This is a genomic window from Candidatus Gracilibacteria bacterium (assembly GCA_041660965.1).
Lineage (GTDB): Bacteria > Patescibacteriota > Gracilibacteria > BD1-5 > JAGOOR01 > JAGOOR01.
On the sequence record JBAZVH010000001.1, the window covers coordinates 335,515 to 350,771 of the forward strand.

At 39.8% G+C, this 15,257-nt stretch carries 12 protein-coding genes; 4 read left to right on the forward strand and 8 right to left on the reverse strand.

Features of this window, described 5'->3' with window-relative positions:
• Positions 1–41 precede the first annotated feature (41 nt).
• The 5 genes from WC753_01730 to WC753_01750 form a co-directional block, all read right to left on the reverse strand.
• Positions 42–1,091, reverse strand: a complete 1,050-nt coding sequence (locus tag WC753_01730) for a PrsW family glutamic-type intramembrane protease (protein ID MFA6080180.1) — start codon at positions 1,089–1,091, stop codon at positions 42–44.
• Between the two features lie 3 nt (positions 1,092–1,094).
• Positions 1,095–3,416 (reverse strand): PKD domain-containing protein, encoded by a 2,322-nt coding sequence (locus WC753_01735; protein ID MFA6080181.1) that lies wholly within the window; start codon positions 3,414–3,416, stop codon positions 1,095–1,097.
• A 9-nt stretch (positions 3,417–3,425) separates the two neighbouring features.
• The gene (locus WC753_01740; protein ID MFA6080182.1) at positions 3,426–8,774 is read right to left on the reverse strand and encodes a PKD domain-containing protein; all 5,349 of its coding nucleotides are present in this window, start codon (positions 8,772–8,774) and stop codon (positions 3,426–3,428) included.
• Between the two features lie 102 nt (positions 8,775–8,876).
• Entirely contained in the window at positions 8,877–9,725 is an 849-nt protein-coding gene (locus WC753_01745; protein MFA6080183.1) for a TPM domain-containing protein, read from the reverse strand.
• A 24-nt stretch (positions 9,726–9,749) separates the two neighbouring features.
• Entirely contained in the window at positions 9,750–10,334 is a 585-nt protein-coding gene (locus tag WC753_01750; protein ID MFA6080184.1) for a LemA family protein, read from the reverse strand.
• A 174-nt stretch (positions 10,335–10,508) separates the two neighbouring features.
• On the opposite strand from WC753_01750, the gene WC753_01755 reads away from it, so the two are divergent.
• Positions 10,509–11,081, forward strand: coding sequence for a hypothetical protein (locus WC753_01755; GenBank protein MFA6080185.1), 573 nt, complete (start codon positions 10,509–10,511; stop codon positions 11,079–11,081).
• A 9-nt stretch (positions 11,082–11,090) separates the two neighbouring features.
• On the opposite strand, the gene WC753_01760 is transcribed toward WC753_01755, so the two are convergent.
• Positions 11,091–11,516, reverse strand: coding sequence for a hypothetical protein (locus tag WC753_01760; GenBank protein ID MFA6080186.1), 426 nt, complete (start codon positions 11,514–11,516; stop codon positions 11,091–11,093).
• 39 nt (positions 11,517–11,555) lie between these two features.
• Between WC753_01760 and fmt the strand changes: the two genes are divergently transcribed.
• The 3 genes from fmt to WC753_01775 all read left to right on the forward strand — a co-directional run bounded on the left by fmt (position 11,556) and on the right by WC753_01775 (position 13,991).
• Positions 11,556–12,494, forward strand: a complete 939-nt coding sequence (gene fmt, locus WC753_01765; protein ID MFA6080187.1) for a methionyl-tRNA formyltransferase — start codon at positions 11,556–11,558, stop codon at positions 12,492–12,494.
• A 13-nt stretch (positions 12,495–12,507) separates the two neighbouring features.
• Positions 12,508–13,068: an NUDIX domain-containing protein gene (locus tag WC753_01770; GenBank protein MFA6080188.1), complete on the forward strand. Its 561-nt coding sequence runs from the start codon at positions 12,508–12,510 to the stop codon at positions 13,066–13,068.
• A 137-nt stretch (positions 13,069–13,205) separates the two neighbouring features.
• Positions 13,206–13,991: a hypothetical protein gene (locus WC753_01775; protein ID MFA6080189.1), complete on the forward strand. Its 786-nt coding sequence runs from the start codon at positions 13,206–13,208 to the stop codon at positions 13,989–13,991.
• 76 nt (positions 13,992–14,067) lie between these two features.
• On the opposite strand, the gene WC753_01780 is transcribed toward WC753_01775, so the two are convergent.
• Both WC753_01780 and WC753_01785 read right to left on the reverse strand, forming a co-directional pair.
• Positions 14,068–14,460, reverse strand: coding sequence for a hypothetical protein (locus WC753_01780; protein ID MFA6080190.1), 393 nt, complete (start codon positions 14,458–14,460; stop codon positions 14,068–14,070).
• A 48-nt stretch (positions 14,461–14,508) separates the two neighbouring features.
• Complete coding sequence (locus WC753_01785) at positions 14,509–15,225, reverse strand: DedA family protein (protein ID MFA6080191.1); 717 nt, start codon at positions 15,223–15,225, stop codon at positions 14,509–14,511.
• Between the last annotated feature and the right edge of the window lie 32 nt (positions 15,226–15,257).

A 15,257-nucleotide genomic window follows, 5' to 3' on the forward strand; every position in this document is an offset into this window, starting at 1 on the left:
AAAAGAGCCACCGTCTGGTGGCTCTTTTCTGCTCTAGATATTTATGTCATTGCCTCCTCGAAAAGTCCATACCGTGTCGTGTTTCTGAGGTTATGAAGGACAAAAAGTTCTAAAAATAAGAAACCAACTATCAAGATTGTTGAAGGTATTCATACATCACCAGTAGCAATCATAGTATTATAGTATCCGTGTAAAAGAGTGGCCACACTCACCCCTCCTACAAAACCTATCCATGTCATCAATGTCGTATAATTTTTCCATCCAAGTGTTTTTTGCAAAGGAGATACGCTTCCGATAGTATCGATGGCTCTCAAGAAGGCAAATCGTCATCGTGCATATATCAGTACACAGATCATACTAAAAAATATATGCGAAAGATATCAGAAAATAGAGCGTAAGATGGCATTATCGCGTATCATACTATCTGTTTGCCCTTGATGGAAGAGATCCATCATATATTTGATATTTTCTGCGAAAGCAAACCCTGCTGCCACAAGAGCAATACTAAAAATATAATCAGAAACACTTTCTAGTTGCGTCGAAAACGAAAGAGAAAGAGTAAGAGTACCAATCATTATCAATCCTCATATAGCGATCAAAATAGTTTGAGAGAGTGGAATACCTGCCATAGAATAATATTCGTATACTATCTTTCCGAGTAGAAGAATTCCGAGCAGGACGATAGGCCACTTGAGAATTTTTTTGACCAAGAAAATCAGAAGAACGAGTTTAGCAAATTCTTCCAAAAATGCGAGAAAGAAAGTCACTGTGTTTTCAACTCCCGACCCAGAAACCACCTTACCATCTCCGAGGGTATTTTTGAGTCCTTGAATAAAATTATTCCCTTCAATATTCACTTTAAAAAAGAAAATATTGAGTTCTTGCGCCTGTCCTGCATTGCTGATAGACCAGTTAAATGGGAGAAAAATACATGTAATCACAATAATACCAGTCAAGAAAAGTGCTATTGTTTGTGCGAGAGACATCTTTCCATACCATTTGAGGATGCTACAATACCCAACTGCAGCCGTTGTAATAATAAGGAGTGGCTGCCAAAATGTCTGAAAAAAGAGCTGAATATCATACAACATACTTTATTGAATTGTATAAATAATAGTTTCTGTTTTTTCAATGCCAGATTCATATAACGCTCGTGCTGTGATATGATATACTCCTGGTGTTCTAAAAGTATGAATCACACTTTCTCCATCGGGAGAAGGGATATTATCACCAAAGTTCCATAGAATATTTTTTACAGCTCACTGGGTAAGGGCTACAAATGTAATCGGCGTATCGACTGCAGAATTTTGGGCAGATATGCTCGGCTCTATCTTGATGGTTTCTTGTGGTTTCTTGATGATGAGTATATATTCTTTCACGGCCTTTTCTCCGAGATTTGTCACAGCGGTCACTCGTACCTTATAGTCTCACGGCATAACATATCGGTAATCTACAATCCCCTCACCCTCATACGTTTTACCATCTCAAAATTCGTAGAAAAATTTTTGTATAACTCCTTTTTGGGCTCTCGATCCTGTAGCATCAAAATGAACTAAAGCTGGAGCATATTCATGGTCTAGACGAATTTTGACACGCACATCGAGAGATTTTTGTTCTCATTTTACTATGATTTTATCGACATATATCTGTTTCTGTATCTCGCCATCGATTGTTGTGTCTTCAAAAGTATATCGAGCATTAAAGGTGTACTGAATAGGTAATTGCAAATCATACGACGTTTGAAATCATTTTTTCTCATAGAGACCATCATTATCCATATCCCATTCTGCCTGTACAAGTTTTAAACGAGAGTTCGTTGATTGAATACCAATAGCATCAAAAGTAAGTACAGATGGTGTTGCCATATCTGGGAGCAGGTATGCCCTCAATGCATCATCATAGGTATTTTTTGCTACATCAAGCCCATTTTCATCAACAATTTGAAGTGTATACCCATTTTTGAGGGTAGTAAAGAGGGTAGTAAAAATAGTTTCTTTGGTAACATTCACTTTATTGCCCAGCGTATCTTCTATTTCTGCTTCTATTGAATACGTACCGGATTTTTTGAAGGTATAATCCAATATTTTTTCCGTGCCCGAAGAAAACACCCCATCATAGATACTACCATCGATTCTCCATCGAATAGACTTTACCTGCCCCTGAGCAAGCTTTGGATCGATGGTAAACTGATATTTGAGTGGGTTGATAGGGTCTATTTTTATTTGAATATCTGTATTGGTGATGTTGGTCTGAATACTTTCTCCGATAACATAGCGCCAATCACATGGGTCCGTACTTGTCACATCCATAGGTTGCATTTTCAGACAAATAATGGCAGGATACTGGGTGATATTTTCAGGTGAAAATTGATATCAATTTATCTCTGGTGTTGTGCTCCCTATGATAGTCCATTGGGCCTGTCCAAGAGAAGACAAATCCGAAGCATCAAAAAGATATATTTTGGAACCATCTTTTCTATCTCTATAAGAAACCTTCACCATATTTTGAATCAGTATATCGGGAATTTCGATAGTAATCTCTTTTTTATTGCCTCATGCATCGGTAGCATATAGTGTTGCTGTCGTCTTGTATTGTCCTACTTCCTCAAATTCTCATGGTACCAGCAATGGAGCATCAGGATGTGTAATGGGGAGATCTATTTTTGTATTTTCTCCTGAACCAATATCGGGCTCACCATCTTTATTATAATCAATACTGAAAGAGTACCCACGGCTCAATAAAAGACCATTTGTGCGTATTGCTTTTTTGATTTGAGGACTGATATCATATCGCACACTTATCGGTCAAATCCCTTTTTTAGGAGCCTTAAAGAATGTCAGGTCTTTGTCCTTCATTTTACTTTTATATCAGAATAAAGTGTTGTCATATATGATCACCCGTTCTTCAAGATTTGAAAAATCAATATTCAAAAACCAATTATAGGAAATAGCGAAGAGAGCAATGTTTCAGAAAAAGAGTCCTCCAAAAAATACCGTCAAAAACCAGAGGAAAAAATGTTTCAATTTCTTGTGTGTTTTGATGACTATTGCACGATACCAAAAGAAAAGAAATGCCGTTCCAAGTATAATACCAAAGATACTATAAAAGACATAGATGGTGTATTCAAGAATACGCTGAATCGTGACGTACTCAATGGCAAATATATTATTGAAAAAGAGAGCAAATTGTGGATTGAGAAGAATAAACGCACAGAGGAGAATATAAAATGTCATCAATACAAATACGGCAGCTTTCAGATTTTTCCATCATGAGCGGACCTTCGTACTTCATACTGAAATATGAATTGGTGTTTTTTCTTGTTCCGGCTGATAATCTGCATCATTCCGTGCAAAAGCAATAATCTTTTGTAACAAGGATATTTTTTGGGTAACAGATGTAGGTTTTTTTATGTCCATAAAAAGAAATTATGCAGTGGGGTTAGTATCCGATGGAGGAAGGAGCATATCGTGTGCTGGATCGAGGAGATTTTCTCCAGAGATAAGGCGTTTTTTAGTAGCTGGAGTCTTCTTTTGTTTCTTTTTTGTTTCTTTTTTTGTATTCGAGGTCTTATTCTGTTCTGGCTCTATGAGATGCCCTCATGCCCCTAAGAGATCTGTCTCTGGTGGGAGAGCTGATGTTTCATCTTGGAGTATTTTTGGAAGAATCTCTTCTGCAATCGGAGTATCTGATATTTTTGGTTCAGAAGAAGATATATTTTCCCCCATCATTTCTGGAGAGAAAAGAGACTCGTCCGATGCTAACACTTCATCTGGTATCGTCGCTTCGGCCCCTCGTAACCAATCTGGAATATCTGCATCATCCGCAAGAGACTGTGAGACAGTCTCTTCTTTTGAACTTCAATCTCCACTCTCATTTTCCACGATATCAGAAACTGGAGTAGAAGGTGTTATTCAAGTTTTATTTTCTTCAACAGGAACAGAAGAAATATGTTGTTCATCTTCTTGGGGAGATATATCTGATGAAGGAGTGATGTCGTCTGGCGATGTAATTGGGATATCTTTTTGACTCGAGGGGGGATTTCACCAATCAGATGTATCACTTGTTTCTGAAGAAGTGAGTATATTATTCCGTGTAGAAGCATCTTCTGCATCCAGAACAGGTGTCCGTCATTTTTCAGTGGTCATACCCGATTCAGCAGAAGCATCTACAGTATTTTCGGATGAAGCAACTGGCACATTTGAGACAATCTCTGGTATCGCGACATCGTCATGTATCCAATCTGGTTGATGCACATCTTCAGGAGATGGAGAAGATTTTTCAGAAAAAACATCCTCATCTCAAAATGGTGACCCCCCTTCTTTCAGCCAATCAGGAGTTGCTGAGGCATCACTATGCTCAAAAGAGTTCTCCGAAGGACCTAATGGGGTATCTTGAATAAGATGATCATCATGAGAATGTTCTCCTCCAATATCGTCGTTTCATGCTGTGCCCAATTTTTGGCGGGCATAGGAAATGCCAATAAATCACAAGATAGCAAAGAGTATTCCTCAGAGAATCCAGAGCATCAGAGATAATCCGCTCTGAGATTTTGTGATAACCACTGGAGGTATATCGGACGTACCGAGTGGAGCTCATACCAAAATCATAAGCTTTTCTTCTATCACCTTTTTTACCTCTGCACTGAGAGTTTTATCTGGCTCAACATAGTCATCATAGATTTTTTGCTTTATCGCGAGATTGGCCTCATAATATTCTGGATTATCCAACATCTGATCAATCAAACCTACCGTGGTTCCATCTCAGAATATTTCTATTTTTTTAGAGCTTTTTGCGAGGGCATCAGCGATAACTTTTCGAGCCGACTGACGCTCATTACTCTTATCATCACCTTGTGTATAGATGAGATTAATTTGTTCCAATATTTTTTTCTTAAGCTCAGGAACAAGGGTTGAGCTCGCATCAACTGCGAGAGAAAAAAGTATCAGGGTCTGTGTTCGGTCGGCAGTATCGTACCAGATATCTCCGAGTTGGTCTAAGAGTTTATTAAATTCGACTCTTTCGCTTTCTGGTACTCATTGGACGAGATTTCGGAGTTTTTCAATACGGTCTTTATCTTCTTGAGAAAGATTAAATGTCTTAGGATCCTTTGTGGTCGTGACCTCGTCTGGAAGTGCTAAAAAGCTGCGCGTAACACGTATTTGTCGAGAAGCGAGATCTTCACCATTTTCCCCGACAAGACGAATCCTCATGATAGTCACCCTCTTCGTTCCCTGGGGTATCTGAAATGGTCTCCCATTTCGGTATGATGCCGTTCATTTATTATCCGCATCATCATTTTTTTGACCATTGAGATCAGTATCGATGTCAATATCCGTATCGATCACATAGTATTTGATCGTGCTGCCACGTGACTCGCCGAGATAGATGAAGAGAGGTATCATAGGATCGTCCCATACGATATCATCTGGAGTTTCTATGACATCACCTCCGCTGATAGGAGACAGTATGATGAGTGGTCCTGTTATTTTTTTGAGCAGTATCTGATTTTTGAGGTTTCTTTCTAAAGGATAAATGACAGACTCTGTCGTTGAACCGTCTGAGATTTCGAGTTTCAATTTTTTTGCAGTAGAAGTTTCTACATCAAATACTAGATAGTCTCGATTCTCTGAAATCTTCTTATCATCGAGATACCAATTTACTTTCTGGAAAACACCAGAAGATATATTGTACGCGACAATCTTATTCCCTATCATTTGTAGAGTCGCTTTTGGTATGAGACGATTCTTGACGATAATCGTCAATGACTTGGTGGTGGACACACCTTTATGTGTCACCTTTACTTTTGGATTATACTCTCATGGATATTTATATTGGAATTCATAGAATGGCGTGGTGGTTTTTATATCATAAAATCCATCCCCATCGATATCCCATCGATACTCAGCCTTGTCGGAGATATCGCTATCGAGAGCTGTCCTAACTCCCAGGGACAGACGGGTCGTATCTCAAAACTTGACCTCAGTCGTATCTGCGACAAAGTTTTCAATAATTGGAGTTGCAAGATTCGTATTGATATAGAGCTCTGGCGTTGAAAAACGTGATTCAGAAACTTCTTTTGTATTTACTTTGAGACCGTTGGAATCTTCCATCATAACGTCAAAATAATATCTGCCAGTAATTTTTGGCAACACAAATGTCGTTTCAGGAATCCGAGTAATACGAAATCATTGCGCCTGATCATCACGGTCGGTATAATAATACCACGTATAGGATCGTATGACACCATCTGGGTCTTTTGCTCCAGTCATTTTGAGATTGACACGCATAGGGTCCATATCGATATTTTCGATAGCAACATCTATATCACTAAATTGTGGCGCGAGATTGACGACTTTTACCCATGCTTTTGAAGTATGAGAAACTCATGTTTTTTTATCGGCGACTGTCAGCGAAATTTCTTCACACCCTAGTTCATCAAACGTATAGGAGACGCTTTTGCTCGTAGATACTTTGTTGAAGCCAATCTGCCAAAAATATGTGAGTTCCTCAGTTTTTCCATTTGTATTGACACTTTTATCGGCCGAAAAGGAAACAGCATTCGCTCTATCAACAGTCAGTGCTTCTTGATTATCGCACAAGCTTGGTTGTGCGGAAGCAGCAGAGGAGGAATTCCGTTGAATATTGATAACTGAGAATGGTTTATCTTCATCAGTAACATATATTTTATCTGTGATACTATTCGAGTCTCCTTCTTCATTGGTGACCTTGACGGTGATAGGGAAAGTACCTGAAATGGGAAAGCTCGTTGCAAGTCTATTGTTTTTGGTAATAACTGGGGCCTCTGATCCTACTCTCCACTCATATACAGTGACTTGTGGTGGCGCTGTCACGAGGAGCATAGTCATCGCTCTCCGTTGTACCACTTCTGGGCGCATTGTGAGCTTGAGAAAAAGTATGCTCGTTATTTTGAGGTCTTTTTTAGTTTCCTGTGTTTTTCCGTCTTCGTCTGTAACACGCAATGTGACACGATAGGTGCCTTTTTCTGGAAAAATATATTTTCCACGATTGTTGAGTGCGTTCGTTTCGAGGAGTTGCATCGGTGTATCGTTCACGAACCATTCAAATCGTAACTTTTGATTATCGGGATAATCTGGGTCAAAAGAATTGGTACCATCAAAAAGATACATATTGGGTGTTTCTGTGGAAACCATACTCGAAGTAAACTCAACACTCGGTGGGCGAGATTCGATTATGATTTCCATGGTATCCTTGTCACGTGCATCTCACTTGACAGAAGTCAGGGAAACAAAATATCGACCAGTATCGCCGAAGACATATTCCATTCTCGTTCCTGATACTGTATTGAGTATTGTATCAATTCCTTCCTTTTTGACTTCCCAGAGATACTGCACATCCGTTTCTTTCGAAACTTTTTGTGCTTGAAAAATCACCCTCTCTCACTTGCTGGGCGTTTTGTTATTTATAGAAATGGCTGCCAGTGGATCACCGATTTTTAGTACAATATTCTTGGAAAATATCTCGTTATCATTTCTCGTGAGCGTGAGTTTTATCATGTGTTCTCCTGGTTCATATTTTTGTGATTCGAATTGTGGACCACCCTCATTCGTATCTGTGACCCCGTTACCAAAATCCCATTCCGTCTTTTTTACGGTGTATCATGAAGAGAAAACCGTTTCAGAGGCATCGATAGAGATATTTTTGAGAGCTTCCTTGGTAGGTATTTTGACGATTTGGTCAGCAAGTTGATCATTCATTTTAATGACAAATCGAATCTTTGGCTGTCCTACCTCTATCACGATACTTTTTTCAAAACTGATAACATCCATAAATCCCTGACTATTTTTACTGGCTGAATTGATGGTCAAATACACACTATAGGTTCCCTCCATTTCAAAAGTATAATTCACGATTTTCCCCTTACCTAAAATCTTAGCCCCCTCAGCAGTACGCATCCACCAGATAAAATTTTCATTTGGTATCACTGTCCCACTCCCATCTATCGCCTCCTTGGCCTCAAGCGTGACGGAAAGAGGAGCATCTCATGTTCGAGGAGTTGCATCAAGATTGGCCTCAATCGCAAATGTCTTTGGTTGTTCTAAAAAAGTACGTACAGTGTTTTCTACGATACCGCGATCTATCATCTCTCTCTTCAAATTATACGTGGAAATAGCCTTTTTCACTGCATCGTAATTTTGTTTATTTTGATACATATCACCCCTATCTGGTAAATGCTGATATGCTCCATCTATGAGGAGCGAAAGCTCATTCATCACTTCCGGACTATACTCTCATGATATTCTTGTTTCAAGGGCACGAATTTTATTACTATAGGTCGTGAAATCGACCATTTTAACCTGTGTTTCTGCGACAGCTATTGGGAGAGATGCGGTTACTTTCTTATTATTGAGCAGATAAAATACAGTGCTCACAATCCACCAAGCAAACCATATGATCACAATACCCGATACAACTCAAATAATGATTTTTTTTGTTTTTGCGGCAGATTCTTCATTGGCAGGATTCAGTAATAGCTGAGCACCAGCATACATGATATAAATCACCGCTATCAATGTAAGAAACCCCAAAAGATATACAATCAAATCTTGGACAGCTTGCGCAATGCCTTTACCAGTTACAACTCATACATTCTTTCATAGCAATCACCCCACCGCATCAACGCCGGCCCTAAAACAGTTATTCCCTCAACAATTAAAACTAATGCTCGAAGCAAATGTGGTATGCACGAACAAAAATCAGAAGACGAGAGAAGATATAAGAATCGCTTTTTTCATATTCCTTTTCATATTAACAGATTATTCTCATAAATTCAAATGATTTCTCGATTTATCAGAGGATATTGACACAGAAAGTGTCTTGACTTATACTTTTTTGTGTTACCACCTCCCACTGGCTCCTCCTCAACCAAATCCACCACCGCCAAATCAGCCACTCGAACCTCAACCAAATCCACCGCCAAATCCACCACTATGAGTATTTTGAAAATTTCGAATAAGAGGAATTTTTTGATACACATATTTGGAAAGAAAGAAATCGAGAAGAAGACCTATGATGAGCCCAATTCCTCAACCAATAATCCCCCGTAACACGAGTCAAACAATCACACCGACAACACCTCAGAGCCACCATGATTTGGATGCCGAGAGCACACTGAGAAAACCCCATCCAAAGAAGAGAATCAGAAATCAAAAAGGTGCTATAGTATCGATGAGAGCACTTTTTGGTGCCGGTAAATCGACCACCTCACCCCGTAGAATCGGGCTCATCGCTGTGATTGCCGAAGCAATCCCATCAAAGTATTGCTCTTTCTGAAAAGCAGGCGTGAGATATTCATCAATAATCCTCTTTGACATAAGATCCGTCATCACTCCTTCCAGTCCACGTCCGACCTCAATTCGCATCTCTCGTTCTGCCGGTGCGATGAGAATCAAGAGACCATTATCGAGTCACTTCTGCCCAACTCACCATGTACGAGCAAGAGTTATACTCACTTCTTCTATAGTCCGACCTTGAAGACTTTTGAGAATCGCGATGCCGACTTGGTGATGCGTCTCTGTTTCTAGAGAACTCAGGGATTTCTCGAGTCATTGGTTTTCGACAGGACTCAACATACCTACCTCATCTAAAATATGACCAACTGGGGCTGGTGGAACGACAAATTCTGCCAGTACCATGATACAAGCCATACTCAAAAATACAGCACTTGTACGAGAGAGGAGTTTCATAAGGTGAGATTTTATTCTATCAAATTATTTGATATCAAATTCTATCTTTGGTGCCACATCAGATCCAGTCTGTGCATCAAAAAGAACTGCTTTTTCAAAGCCAAAAAATCGAGCAATCACTACGCGCGGAAATTGAGTAATCATAATGTTCCACTGTGCTGCTACGGCATTAAAATCACCTCGCGCAACTCCAATACGATTTTCTGTACCTTCAAGCTGTGACTGGAGATCTTGGAAACCCTTTGTAGCTGTCAATTGTGGATATGCCTCAACTGAGACGAGCAGACGACTCAATGCTCCAGAGAGTTCTCCTTGAGCAGCACTAAATTGTGCCAGACTCTGTGCGTTAGTTGGATTTACCTGTATCTGCGTTGCTTTCGCACGTGCCTCTACGACATCAGTCAGTGTCTTTTTTTCAAAATTGGCCGCTCATTGAACTGTTGAAACAAGCTGTGGTACGAGATCATTACGACGTTGATATTGGACCTCCACATCGCTCCATGCCCGATCGACTCCTGCCCGACCAGAAACGAGGGAATTGTATGCGCCCATGAGCCAGAGAACTCCGAGAGCTACAACGACAACAATGATGAGAAATAATTTTTTCATAGAAGAAATAGAGAGAAGAAATAGAGAGAAAAATTATAGAGTTTTTTCTGTGAATACAAATATATGATATCTTGCATTTTGTAGGTTTTCATATAGACTCACATCATCCTATTACCACAGCAAATCTTCAGCCCTTTTTGCTTTGTGCTTTATTATCTTTTCTTTTAACATCGTATGAATCCTCTTCTCCTCAAGATAGCGAAATTTATGGCCCAAAGGCCAAAAGATAGAACCATACGTCTCTTTCATATACTAATGGGACTTATTATTATGGAAATCCTCTGGATAGCACAAGACCGTTCGTTTCTCGATATTCCTTTTATGGGGATACAAGCACCACATAGAGAAAAATATATCGAATATGGCCTCTTTGTTCTCGGTATCATTCCTCTCTTTAAAGGACTCCTCCCATTCTGTCTCGTAAAACATGGTACCCTCAGGATAGCTCAAATATTGCTCGGTATCCTCCTCATACTCGTCGGTGGACCAATCATGGATCCTGCCGTGAAAGCGCCAACGCCAAAACCCGATCCAGCACCAACCACACAATCAGCTCCAACATGAGTGCCAGTAACCACTACTAGTGTTTTTAAGATAGATTTTTGAACAGAAAAAGTCCCCTCCAGTCATCCTGGGGCTCTCTTGGTACTTCTTGGGACATTGTGGATACTGGTCTGAGCGACAGGAAAAGGCACCACAGAAAAGTGCCTCCGTTACAAGGAAGTAGTCAAAAAAATCAGAGTGTAACGAAATGTTTTATTCTGGCCCCCTTGTTAACCTGTCATATGCCCAAGAAAGAAAACTAGGGACTAAAAAACATCCTGACCGAGAAGAAAGTGGCTCTGCTTCTGGAACAGAAATTCATTGAAAATCCTGATTAGCACGCTCCACTGTTGCCCTTATATTTGCATCATCTTCATCTTCCACTTCAAAAGAGATATCATCAAGAGCACATGCACATTTTGTTGTATGAACTCGTTTCAAAATATCCTGCCGTATTCTTTTTTGTTCGGGTTCTAAAATCTCTCTTGAACCGATAACCGTAAAACAAATATGTTTTCATCCTTCATCAAGACGGTATTGTATCTGAACTATATTTGGATATACTTCAGGTACTTGATCACAGAGATTCTGTCGAGCAATCTCAAGAGAAGATTGTGTTGGATTGGTGGAGAGTGACATAGAGAATAATTATATCTATATAATCAACTTGTCAACTATATGAAAAAACTTCGTGCGATATTCTTTGGCACTCCTCAGCTTTCGGCTGATATTTTAGCGTATCTGCTTAATTCAGAAGGACTCAATATCGTCGCAATAGTCTCAAACCCTGATGCGGCTGGTGGACGAGGACATGCACTTATCCCATCCCCTGTAACTCTCCTGGCAAAAGAGAGAAATATTACGCTTCTTCAACCGGAAAAGGTCAAAAATAATCCTCTGTTCCTCGAAGCCATCAAAACTCTCAAGCCTGATATCTGCCTGGTGGTGGCGTATGGCAAGATCCTCCCACAAGAACTCATCGATATCTCTCCGATGGGTTTTCTCAATGTCCATACCTCGCTTCTACCAAAATATCGTTGAGCTGCGCCAATCCAGCACGCCCTCTTAAATGGTGAAAAAATAACTGGACTCACAGTGCAACAAATGTCTCTCGGTATGGATGAAGGCGATATCCTCATCCAAGAGACTTGGAAAATAAGCAAAGATGATACCACAGGAACCCTTTTTGAAAAAACTGGCAAACGAGCTGGACCGCTCCTGGCCGAAGCTGTGAAGTGATTACAAAATGGAACTGTTACGCCGCAGAAACAAGAGAGCGCAGAAGCAACTTATACCAAATATATCAAAAAAACTGATGGAGAAATCCAACCAGATTGGTCGCTTGAGAAAACCTACCATGCTTGGCAGGCCTACACACCTTGGCCAGGACTCTCTATCTTTTTCGGAGAGACAAAAGTCACACTGCATCGAGTATCTAAATCCCCCTACTCAAGCACTCAAGCACTCAAGCACTCAAGCACTGTTCTCTCTTTTGAAGTAAAAAATTGACTCCCCGCTCTCGCTCTCTCCGATGGTTACCTCATCATCCACGAACTCACACCAGCTGGGAAGAAACGAATGTCTGGTGAGGATTTTGTAAGAGGGTTTATGAAATAATTTTCTATATATTATGCAATCAAAAAAACCAGAAACGATTCTTTTCCAATGAAAAATTATCGAAGTGGTATCGCAGGAGCAATCCGACGGAAGAAAGTTTGAGATAGCTCGGAGGTCGCCAGGAGTACGAATGATCATTACTGATGGAAGTCGTATTCTTATCACAAAAGAATGGAGAAATGAACAAAACGGATTTGACTATCGACTGCCTGGAGGAAAGGTCTTTGATAGTCTCAGAGAATACGAGGAAAAATTACAAAGTGGCTGAGATATGATCCAATATGCTGAGGAAGCGATTCGGAGAGAATGTCGCGAAGAAACAGGATTGATAGCACATACATTGAAACTTTTCTCTATCAGTAGAGCAGGAGCGACAATCGAGTGGGATCTCTATTATTTTATCGTGGATACATTTGAAGAAAGCCCCAAAGGGCAAGAACTCGAACATGGCGAGCATATCACTCCGGAATGGATCGCGATAGATGACGTCAAAAAAATGTGTCTAGATGGACGCATCCAAGAGGATAGGACGGTAGGGGTTTTGTTACGATATATCTTATGCAACTCCAAATAATTCTCTACCTCTAAGAAGATTGAAGCAGAACACAAACATACTACTTTGGTGCGAGTGTGAAAGTTATAAAATTTTAGCTAATATAATATTTAATAAATAAAATTTGTAAATCATAGTATATCGCTATAATATATACTATGAAATTAGGAAACTCACCCCCTACAAGCAATCCTGGACCTAAAATTGGTCTATCTCTTTGTTTTGCTCTTGCCACCATCTGAGTGCTTTCTGGATGAGAAAAAAACCCTTCTTGAAACCCAGTAACCACACCTCCTGTCGCAGGGGGAAAAAACGGTGACTTTTACAGTGGACCAGAATGATATCAAATAAGTGCTGTTGATTTTTTGCAATCAGGGTGATTTTTTGGGGGAGGAGGAATATCTCCATCCACTTTTCGATCGCTTGTCCCTAGTCTATCAGAAGATAGACCAGTAGATAATGTTGTTCCACTTGAGGAACTATTTACAAGGTATGATACTATTGTGAATGAATTATCAGACAGAGCTCTTGCACCCGATAGAAAAAATACACTCCTCGAAGAAGGGGTAGAAATCTTAGCTGGTATAATAAGTGATAGAGAAGTGTACATTATCCCAGATCCGCTTCGCATAAGAACTACTGGGGAGTATCCACTAGAAACACCATGAAACAAAATAATTATACGTCCAAGTGGAATTCTATTACAAACACCGAAAGGGAGTGTAGGTCTTGGGTATGAAGTACGAGTTGCGCGACCTTGAGAAAAATTTCGCTCATTTGTTTTCAATGCACCAGTTGATCTCATTTTCTTTCCCGAAAAACCATGAAACCCTATACCACTTCAAGAATTACTTGATGCTTTGCGTGAACTAGCAGCATCAGATAAAATAGTAATTAATGAACAAAATATGAAGAAACTTCGAGAAATTTTTCCGAAGGAATAAAAACAGAAAACTAACTACTAATTATTTTTGTCTTTGATAGTCTCACTAGATTTCCTCGTGCTTTTTCACGAGGGAGCTAAGCAAGACTCTCGGGAGAAATAGTATCTCCATTTGGTAACTGGATCAAACTTAAAACGGCTCTTCGAAACACCCCATCTACCGGCTCTGAAGGTATCCCCAATGTTTCACAACTTGTTAGAACAGCATGATAATTAATCAAAACTCAAATTCATTTTCCCATTCTTTCTCCTAATCTTGGATTATCTCAATATCCCCCCATTAATACATTGGCCACAAATCAAGATGTAGCGCTTTGAATAATAGTATTATTTGGCAAACAAGGGTAAACTGTTGATAATCAATGAGCTAACTCGGTAACGCCTTCACCTCAGAGATTTCATCAATTCTTTCTGACTCTTTCTATACAGGAAACTGTTCTGGCTACAAAATTTGGGCCTCAATCAATCATGGGGGTATACTTATAAATATATAATACTAACTATATTTTTATGTCAAACTACAATTTCTTTTTCTGTTTATACGAATACACCGCAAATACTCCCACAATAACCACGATCAAAATATAACTCAGATATTGAAGGACTACCTCGTAGGATTCGACGAAGAAAATCCCAATCAAGAGGATGCAGACTGCCCAGATTGATGAACCAACGATATTTGCCACCCAAAATTTGCGACCAGAGAGCCCTTGTGATGCAGCTAGGTAGGGAACAAACGAGCGAAGAAGGTTGTGAAATTTACCACCAATAATAAACCAAAAACCATTTTTATGTACTTGGCGTTCGAGAAATCCAAGTTCTTTTGGACCAAGACCAATCCAGAGACCGTATTTCTGGAGCAATTCTTTGCCAGATATTCTCCCCATCATATATCCGAGTGCATTCCCGAGACAAGCGCCGAGCATAGCGAGCACTGCCGAGAGAAGAAATATATTCATATCCCTCTGTACGAAAAATCCACCCACAAGTATCATCACATTCATACCAGGCACCACCACGCCAATAAATGGAAATGATTCTATCATAGCAACAAGGAAGAGAATCAAATAATTCCAGTTCCCCCATGATCGAATCTGCTCACCCATCCAATCAAGTATTGTTCGAATCGTTTCTGGTGATGTAAAAGAGAGAATCCCGATACCAATCATGGCGATCAAGAAGATGACATGGAGAACGAGTGTCGTGATTTTGAGAAAATTCTTGAAAGATTTCATAGGTGCATAAGTATAAAGAAAAAATCGGAAAT